Origin of the sequence: Enterobacter sp. 2VL (assembly GCF_005503595.1) — a bacterium.
Classification (GTDB): Bacteria; Pseudomonadota; Gammaproteobacteria; order Enterobacterales; family Enterobacteriaceae; genus Enterobacter; species Enterobacter cancerogenus.
This window is the reverse complement of sequence record NZ_SCNE01000002.1, coordinates 484,734-509,046: the sequence shown is the minus strand read 5'-3', so window position 1 is coordinate 509,046 and position 24,313 is coordinate 484,734. Positions and strand designations below refer to the sequence as shown.

Genomic DNA, 24,313 nt, shown 5'->3' with positions numbered 1-24,313 from the left:
TTGCCACTCCATTCATCAGCGTTGGTAATACATTAAAGCGGTTTTTGATTGGACGTTCAATATAAAATGTGTCTTAATTGTTGCGGATTTGGATTTCAATAGTTACAAAAACAGTGGGGATACTGGATGACAGACCTTTCACAGGACAGAGAAAAAGACAAAATCAACCCGGTCGTTTTTTATACTTCCGCCGGGCTGATTTTGTTGTTTTCCCTGACGACGATCTTCTTTCGTGATTTTTCTGCCGAGTGGATCGGGCGCACCCTGAACTGGGTGTCGAAAACCTTCGGCTGGTACTATCTGCTGGCGGCGACGCTCTATATCGTCTTCGTGGTGTGCATTGCCTGCTCGCGCTTCGGTTCGGTGAAGCTCGGGCCAGAGCAGTCAAAGCCCGAATTTAGCCTGCTGAGCTGGGCCGCCATGCTGTTTGCCGCGGGCATCGGTATCGATTTGATGTTCTTCTCGGTGGCCGAGCCGGTGACACAGTATATGCAGCCGCCGGAAGGGGCGGGGCAGACCATTGAGGCCGCGCGCCAGGCGATGGTCTGGACGCTGTTCCACTACGGCCTGACCGGCTGGTCGATGTACGCCCTGATGGGGATGGCGCTCGGATACTTTAGCTATCGTTATAATTTGCCCCTGACCATCCGCTCTGCGCTCTATCCGATTTTCGGCAAAAAAATTAACGGGCCGATTGGGCATACCGTGGATATCGCGGCGGTGATCGGTACCATCTTCGGCATCGCCACCACGCTGGGGATTGGCGTGGTGCAGCTCAACTACGGGTTGAGCGTGCTGTTTGATATTCCGGATTCGATGGCGGCCAAAGCGGCGCTGATTGCGCTGTCGGTGATTATCGCCACCATTTCGGTTACCTCCGGCGTGGATAAAGGTATCCGCGTGCTCTCCGAACTGAACGTCGCGCTGGCGCTGGGGCTGATACTGTTCGTGCTGTTTATGGGCGACACCTCGTTCCTGCTCAACGCGCTGGTGCTTAACGTCGGCGACTACGTGAACCGCTTTATGGGCATGACGCTGAACAGCTTCGCCTTTGACCGCCCGGTGGAGTGGATGAACAGCTGGACGCTGTTCTTCTGGGCGTGGTGGGTTGCCTGGTCGCCGTTTGTCGGCCTGTTCCTGGCGCGTATTTCGCGCGGGCGCACCATCCGCCAGTTCGTGCTGGGAACGCTGATTATCCCGTTCACCTTTACGCTGCTGTGGCTGTCGGTGTTCGGCAACAGCGCGCTGCACGAGATTATTCACGGCGACGCGGCCTTTGCCCAGGAGGCGATGGCGCACCCGGAGCGCGGCTTCTACAGCCTGCTGGCGCAGTATCCGGCGTTCACCTTTAGCGCCTCCGTGGCGACCATTACCGGCCTGCTGTTCTACGTCACCTCGGCGGATTCCGGCGCGCTGGTGCTGGGGAACTTCACCTCGAAGCTGAAGGACATCAACAGCGACGCGCCAAACTGGATCCGCATCTTCTGGTCGGTAGCCATTGGCCTGCTGACGCTCGGCATGCTGATGACCAACGGTATTTCCGCCCTGCAGAACACCACGGTGATCATGGGGCTGCCGTTCAGCTTTGTTATCTTCTTCGTGATGGCCGGGCTGTACAAATCGCTGAAGGTGGAAGACTACCGCCGCGAAAGCGCCAGCCGCGACACCGCCCCGCGCCCGATGGGCTCGCAGGACCGCCTGAGCTGGAAAAAACGCCTGTCGCGCCTGATGAACTACCCCGGCACGCGTTACACCAAACAGATGATGGAGACGGTCTGCTTCCCGGCAATGGAAGAGGTGGCCCAGGAGCTGAAGCTGCGCGGCGCGCACGTCGAGCTGAAAAGCCTGCCGCCGGAAGAGGGCGAAACCCTGGGGCACCTGGATCTGCTGGTGCATATGGGCGACGAGCAGAACTTTGTCTACCAGATTTGGCCGCAGCAGTATTCCGTACCCGGGTTTACCTATCGCGCACGCAGCGGGAAATCAACCTACTACCGGCTTGAGACGTTCCTGCTGGAAGGTAGCCAGGGCAATGACCTGATGGATTACAGCAAGGAGCAGGTGATTACAGACATTCTGGACCAGTATGAACGGCACCTGAACTTTATCCACCTGCACAGAGAAGCGCCGGGAAATAGCGTGATGTTCCCGGATGTGTGAGGAGTGAAATGAAGTGAAAATGCGGGGCCGAGGTGATACCACGTTGGCCCCGTTTTTATGCATATTCATATGCGATAAATGGGTTCGACGTGTAACCCGTAGCGCTTATGCCGGGTGTCGGCGATGCCTTACCCGGCCTACAATCCACTCAGAGAAGCAGAATAATACTCAATGAGGTTTTCTTGTCGCGAGTTTTTACCCGAAAGTCGAATATATTTTCTGCTTTCCGGGTACCTGGCGCTGTATCCTAATAGAGAGATATTGCGTCATCAAAATAATTAGCGCGGATTTTATTAATTATGGCGTGCTTTCTTCCTTCTGCGCGGGTTTCATCCATGCATCCCCATAAAGAATATTCCCTTTTACATAATTCCATTGAATACTTCGGAATCGTAGTCCTACCACTTCATGCATATTCGGCGCTGAGCTGCCGGGGTAATAGACATGTGTGAAATCCAGAGATGAGATCACCACGCTGTCAAGCGTAATGGTGTAGATCTCTCTTTCTACTCCCGCTTCAACAATTTCATAATATTTGATAATGGCTTTTTGCAGACGTCTGCCCTCGCAAGCAGCAACGGCAAGATAGGGGCTGACTTTATCTAATTGCTTATGCAGAGTAACCGGTCCGTGCTGCCGTGTTCCGGTCATATTGCCGGTATGACTGTCGACTGCCTGCTTTATGCCGTAACTGCTGTTCATGATCTCGATAGCGCCTTCACGGCCTGGCATCATGCAGTCGCCCTGGACAAGCATTCCATTCTCATCGTAGAGAAATAAGTAAGCGGGTAAAGACATTACAATCCTCCTAAATTAGTAATCTGTCCATCATTGTCAATAAAGAATTCATGATGATAATTTTTATTGTTTAAACCATAGCTAATAACATAGGTATAGCCATACGCCCAATTCACCTTTATGCAACTATCAGGATAAGACAAATTTAGTATATTACGACCCGAACTAACGATATTAGTAATATCAGGGCCTTTGCTGGAATCAATAGTGTAATAGTTCACGACATCTTTTTTATCAATACTAAAACATACATGGTCACCGCCAATAAAAGTAGCTCTGGGATGAGATAAAGACGGGCTACCAGGACACCCCGTCAGGATAATAGCTAATGGGAAGATGAGTGTAATAGTTTTCATCCTGGAAATCCTTTTAAAATTGTTTTGTATTTTTGTAGGAGAGAATAAACGGGTTCATTCGAATTAATATTTCGATATTTTGGCAGGAATTTATATTTTTCAAACCCATAAAATTGTAATAACCAGTAGTCACTTACGATCGATGCTTGCTGTTCTAATCCGTAATGCAATAGATCGACTTTATCTAAACTGTAGGAGTAGTCAGCAATACCAGAGAATAATCCCCTTGTTCTGACAAACATCCCTTTTTGGGCTTGCCAGACATGCATCATTTCATGCATGAAGAGATGTTTTTTATCTAGCAGTGTTTCTAATGAAAAATCTGGGGAATAGGTGTCTTCTCTAAACCACATTTCACCGTTGGGAGTCATCGCTACGTTTACAGGTTGCAAATTAAAGGGAAGATAACTTTCCCTGTGCACCCACACCAGATGATAAAGGATGCTGTAACCATAAAGCGTCTTCGCGAGGGCGATTTCACCCATCGTGAGCTGTCGGACCCCTCCCGGGTTAATCGGCGTTCCCGATGTGGGGTAAATCCTTTCGTTAACAGGCATGCCAAATCCCTTTATTTTTTATGGGTATTGGCTGTAAATCTTACTCCGGAGTGAGAGAGAAAAAAGAACGCACTATTCCTAAAACTACCCACTGACAGCCATCGCTGACATAACTTTAATGATAACCATTTTCATTTAAATATAGCCTGTGCTATACAATATAGCACGGGCTAATTGTGCTTTGATTTTAACCATATCAGGAGACGTCTGCGATGCACCCACTGCAAGGATTGAAAAGACTGCTGCTTGGCGCGCTGTTCACCGCCGTGACCACCACTGGCGCGGTAGCGGCTGAAAAGTTCCAGGTCATCACCACCTTTACCGTTATCGCTGATATGGCGAAAAACGTGGCAGGGGACGCCGCAGAGGTCACCTCTATCACCAAACCAGGCGCGGAAATCCATGAGTATCAGCCGACGCCGGGCGACATCAAGCGCGCTCAGAAGGCGCAGCTGATCCTCTCGAACGGCATGAACCTTGAACTGTGGTTTAAGCGCTTCTATCAGCACCTCAACGGTGTGCCGGAAGTGGAGGTGACGAAAGGCATTACGCCGATGGGCATTACCGAAGGGCCGTATAATGGTAAACCGAACCCACATGCGTGGATGTCACCCGATAATGCGCTGATCTACGTCGATAATATCCGCGACGCGCTGGCGAAATACGATCCGGCTAACGCCGATACCTATGCCCGCAACGCCGAGGCCTACAAGCAGAAAATCACCCACACCCTTGAGCCGCTGCGCAAGCAGGTGGCGGAGATCCCGCAAGACAAGCGCTGGATGGTGACCAGCGAAGGGGCATTCTCCTATCTCGCCCGGGATCTGGGGCTGAAGGAGCTGTATCTCTGGCCGATCAACGCCGATCAGCAGGGCACGCCTCAGCAGGTGCGTAAGGTCATCGACAGCGTTAAGACGAATCATATTCCGGCGATATTCAGCGAAAGCACCGTCTCCGACAAGCCTGCACGGCAGGTGGCGCGCGAAACGGGTATCCACTACGGCGGCGTGCTGTACGTGGACTCCCTGAGCGCGGAAAACGGTCCGGTGCCCACCTATCTTGATCTGCTGAACGTCACCACCCGCACCCTGGTACAGGGCATCCGCGACGGCATGAAGGAGTAACTATGCACGAGGGGATTGTCGTAAAGGACGTCACCGTCACCTACCGCAACGGCCATACTGCGCTGCGCGAAGCGTCGTTCAGCGTACCGGGCGGGTCGATTGCCGCCCTGGTCGGGGTGAACGGGTCCGGTAAATCGACGCTGTTCAAGGCGGTGATGGGCTTTGTACGCGCGTCGGGTACGATTTCCATTCTCGGGATGCCGCCCTCGCTGGCGCTGCGCAAGAATCTGGTGGCCTATGTTCCGCAATCCGAGGAGGTCGACTGGTCATTTCCGGTGCTGGTTGAGGATGTGGTGATGATGGGGCGCTACGGCCACATGGGGTTTATGCGCCGTCCCAAAGAGAACGACCGGCGCATCGTGGCGCAGGCGCTGGAGCGTGTCGATATGCTCGATCTGCGCCACCGGCAGATTGGTGAGCTGTCCGGCGGGCAGAAGAAACGTATCTTCCTGGCGCGCGCCATCGCCCAGCAGGGGGAGGTGATCCTGCTCGACGAGCCATTTACCGGCGTGGATGTCAAAACCGAGGCTAAAATTATCGACCTGCTCCGCGAGCTTCGCGACGAGGGCAAAACCCTGCTGGTGTCGACCCACAACCTCGGGTCCGTGACCGAATTCTGCGATTACACGGTGATGGTCAAAGGCACCGTGCTGGCGAGCGGCCCGACGGAAACCACCTTCACCGCAGAGAACCTTGAGCGCGCGTTTAGCGGCGTGCTGCGCCACGTGGTATTGAGCGGCTCGGAGGAGCGCATCATCACCGATGACGAGCGGCCCTTCGTCACGCACCGCCGGGAGGGAGCATGAACGCGCTGCTGGAACCGTTTGGCTATGAGTACATGCTCAACGCGATGTGGGTCTCGGCGATGGTGGGCGGGCTGTGCGCGTTTCTCTCGTGCTACCTGATGCTCAAAGGCTGGTCGCTGATCGGCGATGCGCTGTCGCACTCGATTGTGCCGGGCGTTGCGGGAGCGTATATGCTTGGGCTGCCGTTTTCGCTCGGGGCGTTTTTATCCGGCGGGCTGGCGGCGGGCAGTATGCTGTTTCTTAACCAGCGCAGCCGCCTGAAGGAGGATGCGATAATTGGCCTGATCTTCTCTTCCTTCTTCGGGCTGGGGCTGTTTATGGTGTCGCTGAACCCCACCTCCGTGAACATCCAGACTATCGTGCTGGGCAATATCCTCGCCATCGCGCCGGAAGATATCCTCCAGCTGTCGATCATCGGCGTGGTATCGATGCTGGTCCTGCTGTTCAAATGGAAGGATCTGATGGTCACCTTTTTCGATGAGAACCACGCGCGGGCGATCGGCCTGCGTCCGGAGCGGCTGAAGATTTTATTCTTCACGCTGCTGGCGGTCTCGACGGTGGCGGCGCTGCAAACCGTCGGCGCATTCCTGGTTATCTGCCTGGTGGTGACCCCCGGCGCGACGGCGTGGCTGCTCACGGACCGTTTCCCGCGCCTGCTGATGATTGCGGTTGCCATCGGGAGTATCACCAGCTTCCTCGGCGCGTGGGCGAGCTATTATCTCGACGGCGCGACCGGCGGCATTATCGTGGTGGCGCAGACCCTGCTGTTTCTGCTGGCGTTTGTCTTCGCGCCGAAGCACGGCGTACTGGCTAACCGCCGACGGGCGCGTGCGGCGCTGGAGGTGCAGCCATGATGACCCTGTTACTGGAACCCTTCCAGTTTGCGTTCATGAACAACGCATTGCTGATTTCGCTGATGGTCGCCGTTCCCTGCGCGCTGCTATCGGTGTTCCTGGTGCTGAAGGGCTGGGCGCTGATGGGAGATGCCATGAGCCACGCGGTCTTCCCCGGCGTGGTGCTGGCGTGGATGGCCGGTCTGCCGCTGGCGATCGGGGCTTTTGTCGCCGGGCTGTTCTGCGCGGTGGCAACGGGTTATCTCAAGGACAACAGCCGCATCAAGCAGGACACCGTGATGGGCATCGTCTTTTCCGGTATGTTCGCCGCCGGGCTGATTTTGTACATAGCCGTGAAGCCGGAAGTGCACCTCGACCATATTCTGTTTGGCGATATGCTGGGCATTAACGGGGCGGACATGCTGCAAAGCGGCATCGTCGCCGCGCTCATCGCGCTGGTTATCGGCGTGAAGTGGCGGGAGTTTCTGCTGTTTTGCTTTGATTATCAGCAGGCGCAGGCCAGCGGATTACGCACGCGCTGGCTGCACTACGGCTTGCTGTGCATGGTTTCGCTGACCATTGTCGCCACGCTGAAAGCGGTGGGGATCATCCTGTCGATTTCACTGCTGATTGCCCCGGGGGCGATTGCGGTGCTGCTCACCCGACGCTTCCACGTCGCGCTGCTGGTGGCGGTGGCGGTCTCCGGGCTGGTGTCGGTCTGCGGGGTATATCTCTCGTTCTTTCTCGACAGCGCGCCCGCGCCGACCATCGTGGTGCTGTTCGCGCTGGTGTTTATTGTTACCTTTGCGGCAACCAGCGTTAGCGCGAAGCGGCGGGAACGGGCGGGAGCAGTGTGATCAGCGTGTTGCCGTCGCGCAGCCAGTACAGCGTGAAGGCATCATCCTGCGCAAACCCCGCCAGCGGGCGGGTCAGCGCCAGCGTCAGGCTCGTCTCGTCGAGCGCCGTGACGCGAGCGCTGTCAAAGCCCATCATCGCGTGAACCTGTGAAAACAGCGCCTTAAAGAGGCTCTCTTTGGCGCTAAACGCCAGCGTCAGCGCCTGCGCAAACGGCAGGGCGGCGTGGCGCAGCAACGCGTCCTCGGCGGGACTCACTATCCCGTCTTTGATCTCCTCCGCTTCGTCATCCGCGAGGATGATTTCCCCGTCGATACCCGTTAGCCCGCTTTGCGTGACAACGGCCAGCGCCCGCGTGGCCGTATGGCTGATGCTGCCCGTCACGCCGACAGGCCACAGCGGCTCCCCGCTGCTGCCGATAGCCGGTATGGATGTGATGCCGTAGTCCCGCAGGGCATGGGCGGCGGCGAGGCGGCCGGCCAGGTGTTCGGCTTTCCGTTTGGGCGCGGCGTGAGCCAGCGTATCGTGATGGGGGAGCCAGAGAAGATCGGCGTCGGTGACGGTTGCAGGGTTGAAGATGATTTGATGGACCGCGTGTCCGGCAAGACGAAATGTGGAGTGGGTGGTGCGCATGTTTTGTCCTGACGTTGTGGAGTTGTGCGGCCTGATGCCCTCACCCCGACCCTCTCCCACGGGGAGAGGGAGAAAAACGAAAACCCGCTCGTTCGAACAAAGGTGAGGGGGAAAATTAAAAACGGCAACCGAAGTTGCCGTTTTGCGTTCACCTTAGAAGTGCGTATTCACGCTCATGTACCAGGTTCGGCCTGGTTCATTATACGTATAGGCGCCTGCACCGTACATATACGCCCCGGTGGTGGTGTTGCCGGTAGTCTGGGCATTCCCCGCGCGCCACTGGCGCTTGTCGAACACGTTATCCACGCCGCCGGTCAGGCTGACGTTTTTGGTCACGTCCCAGGTCGCGCTCAGGCCAACAATGCTGTACGGGCTGACTTCGTCTTTCTCAGACCCGGTAACCGGCTGGCCTTTGTAGTTGTACTTCTTCGGCTGCTGCTTGCCGTACCAGGTGAAGGTCGACTGCAGGGAGACGTCCTGACGCACCTGCCAGCTCAGCGTAGAGTTCAGCGTGTACTCCGGGATAATCGACAGACGGTCGCCGGTCTCTTTGTTCTTACTCTGCAGCATGTAGGTAATGTTGTTGGTCCAGTTGATCGTGTCGCTGACCGGCACGTTCAGGGAGCCTTCAAGACCTTCTACCACCGCTTTCGGCACGTTTTCCCACTGATAGATATCAGTGGACACTTTGCTGGTGGATGTCTGGCCGATTGGTGCATAGCCCGCTTCAATCTTGTCGCGGTAGTCGTTGCGGAACCAGGTCACACCGGCCAGCCAGCCGTCGTGTTTCCACTCAAGGCCAATCTCTTTGTTGATGCTGGTCTCGGCTTTCAGATCGTCGTTACCCATCATGTAGCAGCCCACGCCGTCGGAGCTTGCGTAGCAGCCCTGGCCTTTACTGTACAGCAGGTAGTTCGGGTTGGTCTGATACAGGCTCGGGGCTTTATAGGCGCGCGCGATACCCATCTTCAGGGTGAAGTCGTCGCCCAGACCTTGCGACAGGTTCAGGGACGGGCTCCAGTTGTTGCCAACGATGGTGTGATGGTCGAAGCGCAGCGCCGGGGTCAGCATGGTGCTGTCGGTCAGCTCCATGTTGTTCTCGGCAAACAGCGAGAAGATCTCCGCCGAGGAGTACGGGCTGCGATCGTCGCTCATGCCGGGAATAGTGCCGCCCTGCTGGGCCTGCGTATTAGAGGTCGAGTCCTTCATACGCTGCTGGTTCCACTCGGTGCCGAGCGTCAGGTTCTGGTTGACGAGGAAATCAATTGGCAGGTTGATCTCACTGTGCAGCATCACGTCGGCCAGGTCGGTGTCGGTGAATTTATTGCTGTTGAACAGACCTTCAAGGCCGCCCGCCAGGCCTTCGCCCAGACGCGAGTTGCGGGTGTGCTCGTACTGCGCCCAGTTGCTGGTGGTAATGCCGTTATCCCAGCCGCCGTTCCAGGTCACCGCGAAATTCTGGCGATAAATACGGTTAGTCTCTTTACCGTAGTTTTTCTTCACCAGGCCGCTCGAGCTGTTGTCGTTGTTGGTGTTCTGGGTGTCGCCGGCGTAAAGGTTGTTCTGGCGGCTGTAGCCCGCCTCAAACTCCAGGGACTGCATAGGCGCAAAGTCCCAGCGCACCACGCCGTTGATGTCTTTGTTCTCGACCCCTTCACGGCCTGCCGGCAGCGTGTCGGCGTAGGCACCGGTACGGTCGGACTGATGGCCCTGGTTAATGTCCCATGCATCGGCCTGGGTTTTATCGAGGTTACCAAACATGCGGAAGCTGAAGTCGCCGCCCAGTGGGCCGCTCAGGCTGAAGTTGGTGCGCTTGGTAGACCCTTCGTCCTTGTGTTCCGGGGCGTTCAGGTAGGTGTTCCAGGAGCCATGCCACTGGTCATCGAATTTTTTGGTGATGATGTTCACCACGCCGCCTGCCGCACCGTTACCGTAGCGGGCTGCGGCCGGGCCGCGGATCACTTCGATGCGCTCGATCATCTCTGGCGGCACCCAGCCGGTGTCACCGCGGGTATCGCGCTCGCCGCGCCAGCCGAGTCGGATCGAGTTGCGGCTGGTAACGGGCTTGCCGTCGATCAGGATCAGGGTGTTTTCCGGCCCCATGCCGCGAATGTCAATCTGACGGTTGTTGCCGCGCTGGCCGCTGGTGGAGTTACCGGTCAGGTTTACGCCCGGCATGGTGCGGATGATTTCGGCGACGTCGCGAGCGGGCGGGTTTTTACGGATTTCATCAGCCGTGATGGTTGATACGCCGGGTGCCTGCAGATTCTGCTCTGCGGCGGTGATCACCATCGTGTCTTCGTGCTGCGCGCTGGTGGCGGTGTCGTCAGCCAGCGCAGGCATCGCGACGCCGTAAATCCCTAAGTTGACCAGCAAGGCCAGAGAGTGAATCTTCTTATTCATTGTACGTCCTGCTTTTCGCGCCGCATCCCCTGGTCTCCGTTCCCGAAAGGGAGAGGAGGCGGCATGTTGTCACCCGCCATTGCGTAAGCAGCCCTGTCCTCGAGCGCACACAATTCGTGGCATGATTAATTTATGAGCGCGCTTCCCACAGCGCGGGCACTACGCTATTGCAAATGCAAATAGTTATCAATAATATTATCAATAATATTATCAATAATTTTTGTCTTACAACAAAAAATGACTCGTTAAACATGAGGTTATAGTGACGGCGTTAACAACGGGAAGTGAAGCCTGGTGGCAGTCGAAAACCGGGCCGGAGTGGGTTCGCGACGGAGAGAAGTATCGCGTCACGTTCTGGTGGCGCGATCCGGCGGGCACGCAGGCCACATCGCCGACGCAGCGCGTCTGGCTCTATATCACTGGCGTTACCGATCACCATCAAAATGCTCGTCCGCAGTCTCTCGAACGCCTTCCCGATACCGATGTCTGGCAGTGGCAGGGCGAGTTCAGCCCCGAATGGCGCGGCAGCTACTGTTTTATCCCTTCTGATAACGAACACGATTTTGCCGACGCGGTGTTTGCGGGCGAACAGCCGGACCGCATGGCGCTGCGTGAAGGCTGGCGCAAGCTCCTCCCGCACGCGGTATCCGACCCGCTGAACCCGCAGAGCTGGCGCGGCGGGCGCGGTCACGCCGTCTCGGCGCTCGAAATGCCCGAGGCCCCGCTTCAGCCGGGCTGGAACCATCCTGAAACGCCTTACACCCGGCCTGTTTGTATTGAATGGAACAGCGCGCGGCTGGGCAACCGCCGCCGCGTCTGGATTTTTACCACCGGTGACGCCAGCCCCGAACGCCCGCTGGCGGTGCTGCTCGACGGCCAGTTCTGGGCCGAAAGTATGCCCGTATGGCCTGCGCTGACGGCGCTTACCGCGGCGCGCAAGCTGCCGCCTGCGGTTTACGTGCTGATCGACGTCATTGATACCGCGCACCGCAGCCGCGAACTGCCCTGCAACCCTGCGTTCTGGCTGGCCGTGCAGGAAGAGCTTCTCCCGCAGGTGAAAGCCATGACGCCCTTCAGCGACCGAGCCGATCGTACCCTGGTGGCGGGGCAGAGCTTCGGCGGGCTGTCCTCCCTTTATGCGGGCCTGAACTGGCCGCAGCGGTTTGGCTGCGTGCTCAGCCAGTCCGGCTCCTTCTGGTGGCCGCACCGTGGCGCGCAGCAGGACGGGCTGCTTATCGAACAACTCAAAGCGGGTGAAAAAACCGCACACGGGCTGCGCATTGTCCTTGAGGCCGGGCGCAACGAGCCGCTTATCTTCCGCGCAAATCAGGCGATTTACGCCGAACTACAACACACACAGCAACCGGTTATCTGGCGTCAGGTTGACGGCGGACACGATGCGCTTTGCTGGCGCGGTGGGCTGACGCAGGGGCTAATGACCCTCTGGCAGCCGCTTATTCACTAACGGAGTCTGTATGGAATTCAGCAATCCTTTCGATAATCCGCAGGGACAGTTCGCCATTTTGCGTAACGACCAGGCGCAGTACAGCCTGTGGCCGCAGCAGTGCGATCTGCCCGCAGGCTGGCACGTGGTCTGCGAGCCGCAGTCTCAGGAAGCGTGCCAGCAGTGGCTGGCCGAACACTGGCAAACCCTTGTGCCGCCTCATTTTGCGAAGGAGAGCGTATGAACCGTCTTCCTCTCGTCGCCGCTCAGCCGGGCATCTGGATGGCAGAGCAGCTCTCCTCCCTGCCAAACGCCTGGAGCGTGGCGCACTACACCGAGCTTAAGGGCGACATCGACGTGCCGCTGCTGGCAAAAGCCATTGTCGAGGGCATGATGCAGGCCGATACCCTGCGCACGCGTTTCACCGAAGATAACGGCGAAGTGTGGCAATGGGTTGATGAATCGATGATTTTAGCGGCGCCGTCGGTGGTAAGCGTCGGTTCGCATGACGAAGCCGTGGCGCTGATGGAGGTCGACCTTCAGCAAAACCTGCGCGTGGACGGCGGTCAGCCGCTGGCGTTTCATCAGCTGATTCAGGTAGGCGAGGGGCACTGGTACTGGTATCAGCGCTATCACCACTTAGTGGTGGATGGCTTCAGTTTCCCGGCCATTACCCGCCAGATCGCCGCGATTTATCGTGCCTGGAAAAACGGTGAAGCTACCCCAGCCTCGCCGTTCACGCCATTTGCCGAGGTGGTGGAAGAGTATCAGCGCTATCGCGACAGCGACGCATATCAGCGCGACGGTGCCTTCTGGGCCGAACAGCGCAGGCAGCTGCCGTCTCCGGTCTCGCTTTCCGCCGCGCCGTTGCCGGGTCGGGCGGCCACCACTGATATTCTGCGACTGAAAATGGTTGCTGACCGCCACGCGTTTAGCCAGCTTGCGCAGGCCGCAGGGCAGGTGCAGCGTACCGATCTGGCGCTTGCGCTGGTGGCCCTGTGGCTGGGCCGCCTGACCGGGCGACTGGACTACGCCGCCGGGTTTATCTTTATGCGCCGCATGGGTTCCGCAGCGCTAACCGCCACCGGGCCGGTGCTCAACGTGCTGCCGCTGGCGGTAAATATCGATCCGCAGGCGCGCCTGCCGGAGCTGGCGCTGCGCCTGGCGAACCAGTTAAAAAAAATGCGCCGTCATCAGCGCTACGACGCCGAGCAGATCGTCCGCGACGCCGGGCGTGCGGCGGGAGACGAGGCGCTGTTTGGCCCGGTACTGAACGTCAAGGTGTTCGATTACCAGTTGAATATCGACGGCGTGGAGGCCACCACCCACACGCTGGCGACCGGCCCGGTTAACGACCTTGAACTGGCGCTGTTCCCGGACGAGCAGGGAGGGCTGAGCATTGAGATCCTCGCCAATAAACAGCGCTACGATGAGGCGACGCTTAAGCGCCACGTCGCGCGCCTGAACGCGATGCTGGCCCAGTTTGCGGCCAATCCGGACCTGCGCTGCGGTGAGGTCGAGACCGTTTCGGAGCCAGAGTACGCACAGCTCGCGCGCATCAACGACACCGGGCATCACGTACCGGCAACCACGCTGGCAGCGCTGGTCGCGGAGCAGGCGAGCAACACGCCGGACGCCCCGGCGCTGGCGGATGCGCACATTGAACTGAGCTATCGCCAGATGCGCGAGCAGGTCGTCGCGCTGGCGAAACTGCTGCGTGAACGCGGCGTGAAGCCGGGCGACAGCGTGGCGGTGGCGCTGCCGCGCTCGGTGTTCCTGACTCTGGCGCTGCACGGCATCGTCGAAGCAGGCGCCGCATGGCTGCCGCTCGATACCGGCTACCCGGACGATCGCCTGCGGATGATGCTGGAGGACGCGAAGCCTTCGCTGCTGATTACCACCGACGAGCAGCTGGCGCGCTTTAGCGATCTGCCTATCGCCTCCTTTAGTTACAACACACTATTGCCGGGCACGGATGTTGAACCTCTGCGGCTGGTGACGCCGGAGCAGACCGCGTACATCATCTTTACCTCCGGTTCGACAGGCCGCCCGAAAGGGGTGATGGTGGGGCATACCGCCATCGTCAACCGCCTGATGTGGATGCAGGATCACTACCCGCTGACCGCGCGCGACGTGGTGGCGCAAAAAACGCCGTGCAGCTTTGACGTATCGGTGTGGGAGTTCTGGTGGCCGTTTATCGCCGGGGCGAAGCTGGTGATGGCCGAGCCGGACGCGCACCGCGATCCGCAGGCGATGCAGCGCTTTTTCGCGCGCTACGGCGTGACCACCACCCACTTTGTGCCGTCTATGCTGGCGGCGTTTGTCGCCTCGCTGACCCCGGAAACCGCTGGCTGCTGTAAAACGCTCGATAAGGTGTTCTGCAGCGGCGAAGCGCTGCCAGCCGGGCTGTGCCGTGAGTGGGAGCAGCTTACCCACGCGCCGCTGCATAACCTCTACGGCCCCACGGAAGCGGCGGTGGACGTGAGCTGGTATCCGGCGTTTGGCCCGGAACTGGCGGCGGTCGAGGGCAACAGCGTGCCGATTGGCTTCCCGGTCTGGAACACCGGGCTGCGTATTCTGGATGCGATGATGCGCCCGGTGCCGTTTGGCGTGGCGGGCGATCTCTATCTTACCGGCATCCAGCTGGCGCAGGGCTATCTTGGCCGCCCGGACCTCACCGCCAGCCGCTTTATTGCCGACCCGTTTGCCCCCGGCGAGCGGATGTACCGCACCGGCGACGTCGCCCGCTGGCTGGAGAACGGCGCGGTGGAATATTTGGGGCGCAGCGACGACCAACTGAAAATTCGCGGGCAGCGTATTGAGCTGGGCGAAATCGACCGCGCGATGCTGTCGCTGCCGGACGTAGCGCAGGCCGTGGCGCACGCCTGCGTGATCAACCAGGCGGCGGCCACGGGCGGCGATGCCCGTCAGCTGGTGGGCTACGTCGTCTCTGAATCCGGCCTGCCGCTGGATCGCGATGCGCTGCTGGCAGCGTTGAAAGCGCAACTGCCGCCGCACATGGTGCCGGTGGTGCTGCTGCAAATCAGCGCGCTGCCGTTAAGCGCCAACGGCAAGCTGGATCGCAAGGCGCTGCCGCTGCCGGAGCTGACCCGTACCCCCTCTGGGCGCGCACCCGAAACGGCAACCGAAATCGCCGTTGCCGGGGCGTTCTCCGCGCTGCTGGGCTGCGAGGTGAAGGATATCGAGGCCGATTTCTTTGCCCTCGGCGGACACTCGCTGCTGGCAATGCGCCTGGCGGCACAGCTGAGCCGCACGTGTGAACGCAAGGTCACGCCGGGGCAGATCATGGTCGCCTCGACGGTCGGCAAGCTCAGCGAGCTCTTGGGATCGCAGATGAGCGACGAGCAGGCGCAGCGTCTGGGGTATGAAACCCTGCTGCCGCTGCGCGAAAGCGACGGCCCGACGCTGTTCTGCTTCCATCCGGCGTCCGGTTTTGCCTGGCAGTTCAGCGTGCTGGCGCGCTATCTCAGCCCGCGCTGGTCGATTATCGGCATTCAGTCCCCGCGCCCGAACGGGCCGATGCAGCAGTGTGCGGATCTGGACGGCGTAATTGAACATCATCTGAAGACGTTGCGTAAGCAGCAGCCGCACGGGCCGTACTACCTGTTTGGCTACTCGCTGGGCGGCACGCTGGCGCAGGGCATTGCCGCGCGCCTTAGCGAGCAAGGTGAAACGGTGGCGTTCCTCGGCCTGCTCGATACCTGGCCGCCGGAAACCCAGAACTGGGCGGAGAAAGAGGCCAACGGTCTGGATCCGGACGTGCTGGCTGAAATCGAGCGCGAGCGCCAGGCGTTTATTGCCGCGCAGCAGGGGCAAGGCTCCAGCGAGCTGTTTACCGCCATTGAAGGTAATTACGCCGATGCGGTGCGGCTGCTCACCACGGCGCACAGCTCGCGGTTTGATGGCAAAGCGACGCTGTTTGTCGCCGAGCGCACGCGCACGATGGATCCGCAGGTCGCCTGGGCACCGTGGGTGGGTGAGCTGGAGGTCTACAGCCAGGATTGCGCCCACGTGGATATCATTTCACCGCAGGCGTTTGAGGGGATAGGACCGGTGTTGAAGGGGATATTGGGGTAGAGCATATGCCCGGTGGCGCTGCGCTTACCGGGCCTACGGGGGCAAAATGTAGGCCGGGTGAGGCGAAGCCGCCACCCGGCGATTACCGCCGACCCAGCGGCACCACCAGCGGCGTACCCGCCACCGGATCCTCAATAATCATGCAGCGCATGCCGTAGATCCGCGCGATCAGATCCGGCGTCACAATCTCTTTCGGCGCGCCCTGCGCCACGATCTCGCCGTCGCGCAGGGCAATCAGGTGCGTGGCGTAGCGGCATGCCTGATTCAGGTCGTGCAGCACCGCCGCCAGGGTATAACCCTGCGTGCGGTTTAGATCGCTCAACAGCTCCAGCAGGTCAATCTGATGGCTGATATCCAGCCACGTCGTCGGTTCGTCCAGCAGCATGATCGACGTCTCCTGCGCGAGGACCATCGCAATCCACGCGCGCTGGCGCTGGCCGCCGGAGAGGGTATCCACGCTCTGCTGAGCAAGATCGGTGATGCCCGTTGCGCACATGGCCCGGTTGACCGCGTCGTCATCCTCTTTGCGCCAGCGGGTGAACAGCGGCTGGTGCGGGTAGCGCCCGCGCGAAACCAACTCCTGCACCGTGATGTCGCCCGGCGTCGTCGCGTTTTGTGCCAGCAGCCCAATACGTCTGGCCACTTCTTTACTGGCGAAGCGCTGGATCTGCTCCCCGTCGAGGAACACGCTGCCCGCCACCGGCGTCATCAGGCGGCTGAGGGTGCGCAGCAGGGTCGATTTACCGCAGCCGTTGGGGCCGATAATCGCCGTAAAGTGGCCGTCCGGAATGGCGACGGTCAGGTCCCGGGCAACGATCTTTTTGCCATAGCCGAGGGTTAAGTTTTCGCCGCGCAAGCGGGGGGTTGAGTCTGTCATTTCTTGCGTGACTCCTGAACGAGCAAGACGATGAGGTAAATCCCGCCAAGGCTGACGGTCACTACCCCCACCGGAAGTTGATACGGCATAAACAGCTGCTGGGCGCAGAGATCGGCGGCCAGCAGCAAAAGCGATCCGCACAGCGCCGCCTGGGTTAAGCCCCAGCGCGCGGTGCCGCTGACCCGCCGCGCTATGTGCGGGGCCACCAGCGCGATAAACGAAATCGGCCCGGCGATGGCGGTGGCAGCGGCGGTGAGCAACACCGCAACCAGCATCAGCAGCAGGCGTGAGCGCTCGACGCCCACCCCGAGTGCGCTCGCGGTGTCGTCGCCCATCTCCAGCAGACGCATACGCCGCACCAGCAGCAGCGCGCCGATGAACATCAGTAAAATCAGCGGCGCGGCGGGCCAGACTTTGCCCCACGTCAGGCCGTTAAGCGAACCGGCATACCACAGCCCGGCGGAGACCGCGGTCTCCAGCGAGGCCTGTAACAGCAGCCAGGTGTTGAACGCCATCAGCATGGCGCGGATGCCGATGCCGATGATGATCAGCCGGAAGGTGTCGATGCCGTTGCGCCAGGCCAGCGCCCAGATAAGCAGCGAGGTTAAAATCCCCCCGGCCATTGCCGTAAAGGTGATGGCCGTCAGGTGCTGACCAAACAGCACCATCGCCACCAGCACGCCGCTCCACGCCCCGGTATTGAGGCCCATCACGTCCGGGCTGCCAAGGGGGTTGCGCATCAGCGACTGGAAAATCGCGCCGCTGACCCCGAGCGCCGCGCCGACGAGGATCGCCATCGCTACCCGCGGAAGTCGCCACTCCGTGACCACCATCGTGATATTCCGTGGCGCACTGCCGAACAGGGCATGTAAGACCTGAGTGAAATCGAGCGTCACCGCGCCGCTGCGCAGGCTCCAGGCCGCAAGCAGCACGGTGGCGACCGCCAGCAGAGACACGCTGACCGCTAAACGACGGGATGGGGCCATCATGCGCCACCTCCGCGCCTGCGGCGGACAAGGAATATCAGCACCGGCGCACCGATAAAGGCGCTCACCACCGAAACGCGCAGTTCGCCGGGCACCAGTACGCGCCCCAGAATATCGGCGAACAGCAACAGGGCCGGGGTTGCCAGCAGGGTGACGGGCAACGACCAGCGGTGATCGGCCCCCACCAGCCAGCGCGCCATGTGCGGCATCATCAGGCCGATAAAGGCAATCGGGCCCACCACCGCAGTGGCGCTACCGCACAGGACGGTAATCGCCAGTAAGCCGATTAACTGCGTGCGCGCCACGCGGTTGCCAAGCGCGGTCGCGGTGTCGCTGCCAAGACTCAGGCTGTTCAGCGCCCGGCTTAAAAACAGCGCCACGGCGGCGGCAATGATCACCGGGATCACCACCACGCTGAGCGTTTCGAGGGTGCGGATATCCAGCGAACCAGCCTGCCAGAAGCGTAATTGATCGTAGACGTCGGGGTTAAGCAGGGCGATGCCGTTAGATAACCCTTCCAGCACCGCCGCCAGCGCCACGCCTGCAAGGGTTAAACGCACCGGGCTGAGCTGGCCGCCGCCCTGGCTGCCGGTAAAGGCGACCACCAGCGAGGCCGACAGTGCGCCGCAAAAGGCCATCACCAGCTGTTCTGACGGTGAAGTGAAGCCGAACAGCGCCGCGCCAAGCACGATGGCAAAGCTGGCACCGGCGTTCACGCCGAGAATACCGGGGTCGGCTAATGGATTACGGGTAAGGGTTTGCATCAGGGCACCGGCAAGGCCGAGGGCGCCGCCCGCCAATAGCCCGGCAAGGGTGCGGGGTAAACGGGCATCAAGCACGATAATGCAGTCGGCGCTCTGACAGCTGCCGGACAGCGCATCAACAATCACCGACGCGGGAAGCGGCTTCGCGCCGACCAGCAGGCTGAGTGCCATCGCGAGGAGTAACAGCAGCAATAAAACGGGCACGGCAATGGCGCGCACCGCAGAAGAGGAAAACGACATAGCAACATCCATGATTTGATAATGATAGTAATTATCGTTATCTATCTTATTTGGCTATGTTAGCATGTGCCGCCATGAAATTGGTAGAAATACACTCAAGGCCTTGTCATGAATCAAAAATCCTGGCTGCTCAATCTAAGCCTGCTGAAGACCCACCCGGCGTTTCGTGCCGTCTTTATCGCCCGCTTTATCTCGATTTTATCTCTCGGCTTGCTCGGCGTGGCCGTGCCGGTACAGATCCAGGCCATGACCCACTCCAGCTGGCTGGTGGGGTTGTCCGTCACCTTAACCGGCGGGGCGATGTTTATCGGCCTGATGGTCGGCGGCGTGCTGGCGGACCGCTACGAGCGTAAAAAGCTGATCCTGCTGGCGCGTGGGACCTGCGGGGTGGGGTTTGTCGGGCTGTGTCTGAACGCCATGCTGCCGGAGCCATCGCTGATCGCGATTTACGCGCTGGGGCTATGGGACGGCTTCTTTGCCTCGTTAGGCGTGACGGCGCTGCTGGCGGCCACGCCTGCGCTGGTGGGGCGCGAGAATCTGATGCAGGCCGGGGCGATCACCATGCTTACCGTGCGTCTCGGTTCGGTGATTTCGCCAATGGTGGGGGGATTATTGCTCGCCACCGGCAACGTGGCATGGAACTACGGGCTGGCAGCGGCGGGGACCTTTATCACCACGCTGACGCTGCTGCGTCTGCCGCAGTTGCCGCCGCAGCAGCAGCCGCGCGAGCACCCGTTGAAATCGCTGATGGCGGCGATCCGCTTTCTGTTCAGCAACCCGCTGATTGGCGGCATTGCGTTGATTGGCGGCCTGCTGACGATGGCGAGCGCGGTGCGTGTGCTGTATCCGGCGCTGGCGGGCGAGTGGCAGATGAGCGCTTCGGAGATTGGTATATTATATGCGGCGATCCCGCTCGGCGCGGCCTGTGGCGCGCTGACCAGTGGAAATCTGGCGCACAGCGCGCGGCCAGGGCTGATCGTGCTGCTGGCGACCCTGGCGGCGTTTATCGCGATTGGCTTCTTCAGCCTGATGCCGGTGTGGGCGCTGGGCGTGCTGTGTCTGGTCATTTTCGGCTGGCTTAGCGCAATCAGTTCGCTGCTGCAGTACACCCTGATCCAGACCCAGACGCCGGAAGGGATGCTGGGCCGCATCAACGGCCTGTGGACCGCGCAGAACGTGACGGGCGATGCGATTGGCGCGGCGATCCTCGGGGGATTAGGCTCGATGATGACCCCGGTGGCGTCGGCGAGCAGCAGCGGGTTTGCATTAGCCCTTGTTGGCGGGATTTTAGTGCTGGCGCTGGTGGAGTTGCGGCGGTTCAGGCAGGAGAGTGCTCCGGCGTGATTTGCCGGGTGGCGGCTTCGCCTTACCCGGCCTACATTTTGCACCCGTAGGCCCGGTAAGCGAAGCGCCACCGGGCGCAGGCATTACCCAAAAATTGCCTCTAAACGCTGCAACACCAGCATCGCGCTGTAATAATCCAGGCGGAAGGTTTCCGTCCCCAGCGCCCAGACGCGCTTGTTTTTCACCGACGGTAAATGGGCCAGCAGCGGATTGGCGTAAATCGCCTCTACATCCTTCTGGTCACCGGCAAACAGGAATAACCCTTCACCGTTCAACCCCGTCGCCAGGTTTTCTCCCCCCAGCTGAATAATGTCGTGGCGTTTACCCTGGCTTTTGGAGGTTTGCAGCCCGGCGGGGAGGTTGGCCAGCGTAAAGCCCAGCTGGTGCAGCAGCTTGCCCTGCGCGGACTCCGGGGTCCACAGGTTGGCGCTGTGCGCGGCGGCAGTGTAGACGATGGCGTTCACCGGCTGCGGCGGCAGCGTTATCTGCTGTTGCACCTGCGCGAGCTGTTTATCAAACGCGGCGATGCGTCCGGCGGCCTGCTTTTCCTGACCGGTAATGGTCCCCAGCTGTGTCAGCAGTTCCTGCCAGCTCTTGTCGTCGTAGTTAATGACAAGCGTCGGCGCGATGGCGGAAAGCTGGTCGTAAAGCGCCAGCGCGGAATCCCCGCCGGTGGCGCTGATCAGGATCAGGTCCGGCATCTGGGCCGCTACCGCTTCGGCGCTCGGTTCGCCAATGTATAACCGCGCGAGCTTACGTTGTCTGGCGACATCCCCCCACTGACGCAGAAATCCTTGCGCATCGGCCACGCGGTTGTTTGGCGTGGTGGCTCCGCTGGCAACCACCGGCGCGTCAATCGCCAGCAGGGAGCCGGTTAAGGTCACGCTGGTAGAGACAATGCGCGTCGGTTTGCTCTCAAGGGTGTGAACGCCGTGGCTGTCGCTCACCTGACGAGGCCAGTCGGCGGCGGCAGCTGAGGTTAGTCCTAAAACAAAAAGTGCTGTTAAAAGAAGGGCATTACGGCAAATGGCAGGGAATTTCACAACGCGGCATCCTGTTTTTGTTGAAGTTAATGCTTCTCATTTTCATGATTGCGCGAGAGGGATGCAAGCGTTAGTCGCACAAGTTGCTTGCTCTGCGGTTGACACCGGGGCGCTGTGCGATTAGGTTAGCCGTCGAAAATATAAATGATAATCATTATTACTGCTTTTATCATTTTAGGAGGATGATATGGATACGTCATTGGCTGAGGACATCCAGCACACCGCGACCACGCTGCAATCAGACAGCTTTTTCTTTATGTCGCCTTATCGCAGTTTTACCACCTCAGGCTGTTTTGCCCGTTTCGCTGAGTCCGCCGTCGGCAGCGACGATCCGGCCGGCCATTTCCAGCAAAAATTAGCCCAGGCTTTCGGGCACGCAAAAGCCAGCGGCATTGCCCATCCGATCATGGTGGGTGCCATCCCGTTCGATACCCGCAAACCGTCGTCCCTGTTTATCCCACAACGCTGGCAGACCTTCTCTCGCCCGGCGCGCCAGCAGTCTTCCCGCTATTTCTCCGGCGCACAGACGCTGAACGTGGAAAAGCGCACCGAGATCCCTGCTCAGCCCGTGTTTGAAGAGATGGTCGCCCGCGCTGCGGCGCTGACCGCCACCCCGCAGGTGAATAAGGTCGTGCTGTCGCGCCTGATTGATATCGAGACCGACAAAACCATTGATAGCGGTGCGCTGCTTGAGCGTTTGATCGCACAGAACCCGGCAAGCTTTAACTTCCACGTTCCGCTGGAGGACGGCGGTGTGCTGCTTGGTGCCAGCCCGGAACTGCTGCTGCGCAAAGAGGGTGCGCACTTTAGCTCGCTGCCGCTGGCAGGCTCCGCGCGCCGTCAGCCGGACGATGTGCTGGATCGCGAGGCGGGCAACAAGCTGTTGGCCTCTGAAAAAGACCGCCACGAGCACGACCTGGTAACCCAGGCGATGAACGCCATTCTGGCACCGCGCAGCCATCAGCTGACCATGCCGTCTTCTCCGCAGTTGATCACCACGCCGACGCTGTGGCACCTGGCTACCCCAATTGAAGGCGAGGCGCGTGAAAACGAAAACGCCCTGACTCTGGCCTGCCTGCTGCACCCGACCCCTGCGCTGAGCGGTTTCCCGCATCAGGCGGCTAAACAGCTGATCGCCGAGCTCGAGCCGTTTGACCGCGAGCTGTTCGGCGGCATCGTTGGCTGGTGCGACAGCGAAGGTAACGGCGAGTGGGTGGTGACCATCCGCTGCGCGCGCCTGCATGAAAATACCGTTCGCCTGTTTGCCGGTGCGGGCATTGTGCCTGCCTCCTCGCCGGTGGGTGAGTGGCGTGAAACCGGAGTGAAACTCTCCACCATGCTCAACGTATTTGGCTTGCACTAAGGACGCATCATGACCATTCCCTTTACCCGCTGGCCCGAGGATTTTGCCCGACGCTACCGTGAGAAAGGCTACTGGCAGGATCTGCCGCTGACCCACATCCTGACGGATCAGGCCAACAATGACGCCGTGGCCATCATTGACGGCGAGCGTCGGCTGACCTATCGCGCGTTCAATCAGCAGGTCAACAACCTGGCCTCTGCGCTACAGGCTCAGGGGATCGTGCGCGGTGAAACGGCGCTCGTTCAGCTGGGCAACGTGGCTGAGTTTTACATCACCTTCTTCGCCCTGCTGCAAATCGGCGTTGCGCCGGTGAACGCGCTCTTTAGCCATCAGCGCAGCGAGCTGAACGCCTACGCCGCACAGATTAAACCGGCGGTGCTGATTGCCGATCGCCATCACCCGCTGTTTGCCGATGAAGCGTTTCTCAACACCTTCGTGGACGAACACCGCTCGGTTCGCGTGGTGCTGCTGCGCGGCGATAAAGGCGAACATGCGCTGGAAACGGCGATTGCGCGCCCGGCGGATAATTTCATTCCGACCCCGACGCCTGCCGATGAGGTCGCGTTCTTTCAGCTCTCCGGTGGTAGCACCGGCACGCCGAAGCTTATCCCGCGTACGCACAACGACTACGATTACAGCATTCGTCGCAGCAATGAGATTTGCGGCATCACCGCCGATACCCGTTACCTGAATGCGCTGCCCGCGGCGCATAACTACGCCATGAGCTCGCCGGGATCGCTCGGCATCTTCACCGCTGGCGGCTGCGTGGTGGTGGCAAATGATCCAAGCGCTACGCTCTGTTTCCCGCTGATTGAACAGCATCAGATCAACGTCACCTCGCTGGTTCCGCCTGCGGTCAGCCTGTGGCTACAGGCGATTGCCGAAGGGGCGGGGAATGCGCAGCTGCGCTCTTTAACGCTGTTGCAGGTTGGCGGCGCTCGTCTGTCTGCCACCCTTGCCGCGCGTATTCCCGCCGAAATTGGCTGCCAGCTTCAGCAGGTGTTCGGCATGGCCGAGGGGCTGGTGAACTACACCGCGCTCGACGATACGCCGGAGCGCATCATGAATACTCAGGGCCGCCCGATGTGCCCGGACGACGAAGTGTGGGTGGCGGACGAGCACGGTAATCCGTTGCCGCGCGGAGAAGTCGGACGTTTGATGACGCGCGGGCCGTACACCTTCCGCGGCTATTTCAACAGCCCGGAGCACAACGCCAGCGCCTTTGACGCCGACGGTTTTTACTGCTCCGGCGACCTGATCGCCATCGACGAACAGGGCTATATCACCGTGCAGGGGCGCGAGAAAGATCAGATCAACCGCGGGGGCGAGAAGATCGCCGCTGAGGAGATCGAGAACCTGCTCCTGCGCCACGAGTCGGTGATCCACGCAGCCCTGGTGAGCATGGAAGACAGCCTGCTCGGCGAGAAAAGCTGCGCGTATCTGGTGGTCAAACAGCCGCTGCGCGCGGTCGAGGTGCGTCGCTTCCTGCGCGAGCAGGGCGTTGCCGAATTCAAACTGCCGGACCGCGTGGAGAGCGTTGACGCGCTTCCGTTAACGCCGGTCGGTAAAGTCGATAAGAAACAGCTGCGCCTGTGGCTCGCGGAACGCGCACAGGGCTGAGGAAAAAAA

20 protein-coding genes are annotated in these 24,313 nt (G+C 60.0%); 11 read left to right on the top strand and 9 right to left on the bottom strand.

The features are described 5' to 3' along the window. Positions 1-126: 126 nt before the first annotated feature. Positions 127-2,160: a choline BCCT transporter BetT gene (betT, locus tag FFS28_RS06825; RefSeq protein ID WP_006177060.1), complete on the top strand. Its 2,034-nt coding sequence runs from the start codon at positions 127-129 to the stop codon at positions 2,158-2,160. 297 nt (positions 2,161-2,457) lie between these two features. Here betT and FFS28_RS06820 read toward each other — a convergent pair whose 3' ends face one another. The 3 genes from FFS28_RS06820 to FFS28_RS06810 are packed head-to-tail and all read right to left on the bottom strand — an operon-like array spanning position 2,458 to position 3,871. Beyond that, positions 2,458-2,958, bottom strand: a complete 501-nt coding sequence (locus FFS28_RS06820) for an Hcp family type VI secretion system effector (RefSeq protein ID WP_137849122.1) — start codon at positions 2,956-2,958, stop codon at positions 2,458-2,460. Then, positions 2,958-3,314 carry a putative T6SS immunity periplasmic lipoprotein gene (locus tag FFS28_RS06815; protein WP_137849121.1) on the bottom strand — a complete coding sequence of 119 codons (357 nt, stop codon included), beginning with the start codon at positions 3,312-3,314 and terminating at the stop codon, positions 2,958-2,960. Before FFS28_RS06815 ends, FFS28_RS06820 begins: the two co-directional genes overlap by 1 nt. After that, positions 3,311-3,871 (bottom strand): type IV secretion protein Rhs, encoded by a 561-nt coding sequence (locus tag FFS28_RS06810; protein ID WP_137849120.1) that lies wholly within the window; start codon positions 3,869-3,871, stop codon positions 3,311-3,313. Before FFS28_RS06810 ends, FFS28_RS06815 begins: the two co-directional genes overlap by 4 nt. A 212-nt stretch (positions 3,872-4,083) precedes the next feature. On the opposite strand from FFS28_RS06810, the gene FFS28_RS06805 reads away from it, so the two are divergent. From FFS28_RS06805 to FFS28_RS06790, 4 genes are read left to right on the top strand one after another with little or no spacing between them, the layout of a single operon-like run. Continuing rightward, positions 4,084-4,995 (top strand): metal ABC transporter substrate-binding protein, encoded by a 912-nt coding sequence (locus tag FFS28_RS06805; RefSeq protein ID WP_137849119.1) that lies wholly within the window; start codon positions 4,084-4,086, stop codon positions 4,993-4,995. Positions 4,996-4,997: 2 nt separating this feature from the next. Further along, positions 4,998-5,801 (top strand): iron/manganese ABC transporter ATP-binding protein SitB, encoded by an 804-nt coding sequence (gene sitB, locus FFS28_RS06800; RefSeq protein ID WP_137271742.1) that lies wholly within the window; start codon positions 4,998-5,000, stop codon positions 5,799-5,801. Further along, positions 5,798-6,655, top strand: a complete 858-nt coding sequence (sitC, locus tag FFS28_RS06795; protein WP_006177065.1) for an iron/manganese ABC transporter permease subunit SitC — start codon at positions 5,798-5,800, stop codon at positions 6,653-6,655. Before sitB ends, sitC begins: the two co-directional genes overlap by 4 nt. Beyond that, on the top strand, positions 6,652-7,491 hold the full coding sequence (locus FFS28_RS06790) for a metal ABC transporter permease (protein ID WP_137849118.1): 840 nt from the start codon (positions 6,652-6,654) through the stop codon (positions 7,489-7,491). The genes sitC and FFS28_RS06790 overlap by 4 nt, the downstream gene beginning before the upstream one ends. Here the strand turns inward: FFS28_RS06790 and entD are convergent. Then, on the bottom strand, positions 7,454-8,122 hold the full coding sequence (gene entD / locus FFS28_RS06785) for an enterobactin synthase subunit EntD (protein WP_137849117.1): 669 nt from the start codon (positions 8,120-8,122) through the stop codon (positions 7,454-7,456). The two genes, FFS28_RS06790 and entD, sit on opposite strands and share 38 nt — an antisense overlap. Positions 8,123-8,275: 153 nt before the next feature. Then, a complete protein-coding gene (locus tag FFS28_RS06780; RefSeq protein WP_137849116.1) occupies positions 8,276-10,525 on the bottom strand; it encodes a TonB-dependent siderophore receptor in 2,250 nt (749 codons plus the stop codon). Positions 10,526-10,787: 262 nt separating this feature from the next. On the opposite strand from FFS28_RS06780, the gene fes reads away from it, so the two are divergent. The 3 genes from fes to entF are packed head-to-tail and all read left to right on the top strand — an operon-like array spanning position 10,788 to position 16,067. Next, a complete protein-coding gene (gene fes / locus FFS28_RS06775; protein ID WP_137849115.1) occupies positions 10,788-11,990 on the top strand; it encodes an enterochelin esterase in 1,203 nt (400 codons plus the stop codon). 10 nt (positions 11,991-12,000) lie between these two features. Then, positions 12,001-12,213, top strand: coding sequence for an MbtH family protein (locus FFS28_RS06770; protein ID WP_137849114.1), 213 nt, complete (start codon positions 12,001-12,003; stop codon positions 12,211-12,213). Then, positions 12,210-16,067, top strand: coding sequence for an enterobactin non-ribosomal peptide synthetase EntF (gene entF / locus FFS28_RS06765; protein WP_137849113.1), 3,858 nt, complete (start codon positions 12,210-12,212; stop codon positions 16,065-16,067). The genes FFS28_RS06770 and entF overlap by 4 nt, the downstream gene beginning before the upstream one ends. An 82-nt stretch (positions 16,068-16,149) precedes the next feature. Here the strand turns inward: entF and fepC are convergent, their stop codons facing one another. From fepC to fepD, 3 genes are read right to left on the bottom strand one after another with little or no spacing between them, the layout of a single operon-like run. After that, complete coding sequence (gene fepC, locus FFS28_RS06760) at positions 16,150-16,944, bottom strand: iron-enterobactin ABC transporter ATP-binding protein (protein WP_137849112.1); 795 nt, start codon at positions 16,942-16,944, stop codon at positions 16,150-16,152. Beyond that, positions 16,941-17,930, bottom strand: a complete 990-nt coding sequence (fepG, locus tag FFS28_RS06755) for an iron-enterobactin ABC transporter permease (protein ID WP_137849266.1) — start codon at positions 17,928-17,930, stop codon at positions 16,941-16,943. Before fepG ends, fepC begins: the two co-directional genes overlap by 4 nt. Beyond that, the gene (gene fepD, locus FFS28_RS06750; RefSeq protein ID WP_137849111.1) at positions 17,930-18,934 is read right to left on the bottom strand and encodes a Fe(3+)-siderophore ABC transporter permease; all 1,005 of its coding nucleotides are present in this window, start codon (positions 18,932-18,934) and stop codon (positions 17,930-17,932) included. The genes fepG and fepD overlap by 1 nt, the downstream gene beginning before the upstream one ends. 108 nt (positions 18,935-19,042) lie before the next feature. On the opposite strand from fepD, the gene entS reads away from it, so the two are divergent. Continuing rightward, positions 19,043-20,278 (top strand): enterobactin transporter EntS, encoded by a 1,236-nt coding sequence (gene entS / locus FFS28_RS06745; protein WP_137849110.1) that lies wholly within the window; start codon positions 19,043-19,045, stop codon positions 20,276-20,278. A gap of 83 nt (positions 20,279-20,361) precedes the next feature. Here entS and fepB read toward each other — a convergent pair whose 3' ends face one another. Beyond that, positions 20,362-21,321, bottom strand: a complete 960-nt coding sequence (gene fepB / locus FFS28_RS06740) for a Fe2+-enterobactin ABC transporter substrate-binding protein (RefSeq protein ID WP_137849109.1) — start codon at positions 21,319-21,321, stop codon at positions 20,362-20,364. A 187-nt stretch (positions 21,322-21,508) separates the two neighbouring features. Here fepB and entC point away from each other — a divergent pair, with 187 nt between their 5' ends. Both entC and entE read left to right on the top strand, forming a co-directional pair. Further along, positions 21,509-22,684: an isochorismate synthase EntC gene (gene entC / locus FFS28_RS06735; protein ID WP_137849108.1), complete on the top strand. Its 1,176-nt coding sequence runs from the start codon at positions 21,509-21,511 to the stop codon at positions 22,682-22,684. A 9-nt stretch (positions 22,685-22,693) separates the two neighbouring features. Beyond that, entirely contained in the window at positions 22,694-24,304 is a 1,611-nt protein-coding gene (gene entE / locus FFS28_RS06730; protein WP_137849107.1) for a (2,3-dihydroxybenzoyl)adenylate synthase EntE, read from the top strand. Positions 24,305-24,313: the final 9 nt, after the last annotated feature.

What these genes read in the sequence shown, in the direction of transcription:
- betT (WP_006177060.1), top strand. Translation starts at nt 127, where the DNA reads ATGACAGACCTTTCACAGGACAGAGAAAAAGACAAAATCAACCCGGTC.
- FFS28_RS06820 (WP_137849122.1), bottom strand. Translation starts at nt 2,958, where the DNA reads ATGTCTTTACCCGCTTACTTATTTCTCTACGATGAGAATGGAATGCTT.
- FFS28_RS06815 (WP_137849121.1), bottom strand. Translation starts at nt 3,314, where the DNA reads ATGAAAACTATTACACTCATCTTCCCATTAGCTATTATCCTGACGGGG.
- FFS28_RS06810 (WP_137849120.1), bottom strand. Translation starts at nt 3,871, where the DNA reads ATGCCTGTTAACGAAAGGATTTACCCCACATCGGGAACGCCGATTAAC.
- FFS28_RS06805 (WP_137849119.1), top strand. Translation starts at nt 4,084, where the DNA reads ATGCACCCACTGCAAGGATTGAAAAGACTGCTGCTTGGCGCGCTGTTC.
- sitB (WP_137271742.1), top strand. Translation starts at nt 4,998, where the DNA reads ATGCACGAGGGGATTGTCGTAAAGGACGTCACCGTCACCTACCGCAAC.
- sitC (WP_006177065.1), top strand. Translation starts at nt 5,798, where the DNA reads ATGAACGCGCTGCTGGAACCGTTTGGCTATGAGTACATGCTCAACGCG.
- FFS28_RS06790 (WP_137849118.1), top strand. Translation starts at nt 6,652, where the DNA reads ATGATGACCCTGTTACTGGAACCCTTCCAGTTTGCGTTCATGAACAAC.
- entD (WP_137849117.1), bottom strand. Translation starts at nt 8,122, where the DNA reads ATGCGCACCACCCACTCCACATTTCGTCTTGCCGGACACGCGGTCCAT.
- FFS28_RS06780 (WP_137849116.1), bottom strand. Translation starts at nt 10,525, where the DNA reads ATGAATAAGAAGATTCACTCTCTGGCCTTGCTGGTCAACTTAGGGATT.
- FFS28_RS06770 (WP_137849114.1), top strand. Translation starts at nt 12,001, where the DNA reads ATGGAATTCAGCAATCCTTTCGATAATCCGCAGGGACAGTTCGCCATT.
- entF (WP_137849113.1), top strand. Translation starts at nt 12,210, where the DNA reads ATGAACCGTCTTCCTCTCGTCGCCGCTCAGCCGGGCATCTGGATGGCA.
- fepC (WP_137849112.1), bottom strand. Translation starts at nt 16,944, where the DNA reads ATGACAGACTCAACCCCCCGCTTGCGCGGCGAAAACTTAACCCTCGGC.
- fepG (WP_137849266.1), bottom strand. Translation starts at nt 17,930, where the DNA reads ATGGCCCCATCCCGTCGTTTAGCGGTCAGCGTGTCTCTGCTGGCGGTC.
- fepD (WP_137849111.1), bottom strand. Translation starts at nt 18,934, where the DNA reads ATGTCGTTTTCCTCTTCTGCGGTGCGCGCCATTGCCGTGCCCGTTTTA.
- entS (WP_137849110.1), top strand. Translation starts at nt 19,043, where the DNA reads ATGAATCAAAAATCCTGGCTGCTCAATCTAAGCCTGCTGAAGACCCAC.
- entC (WP_137849108.1), top strand. Translation starts at nt 21,509, where the DNA reads ATGGATACGTCATTGGCTGAGGACATCCAGCACACCGCGACCACGCTG.
- entE (WP_137849107.1), top strand. Translation starts at nt 22,694, where the DNA reads ATGACCATTCCCTTTACCCGCTGGCCCGAGGATTTTGCCCGACGCTAC.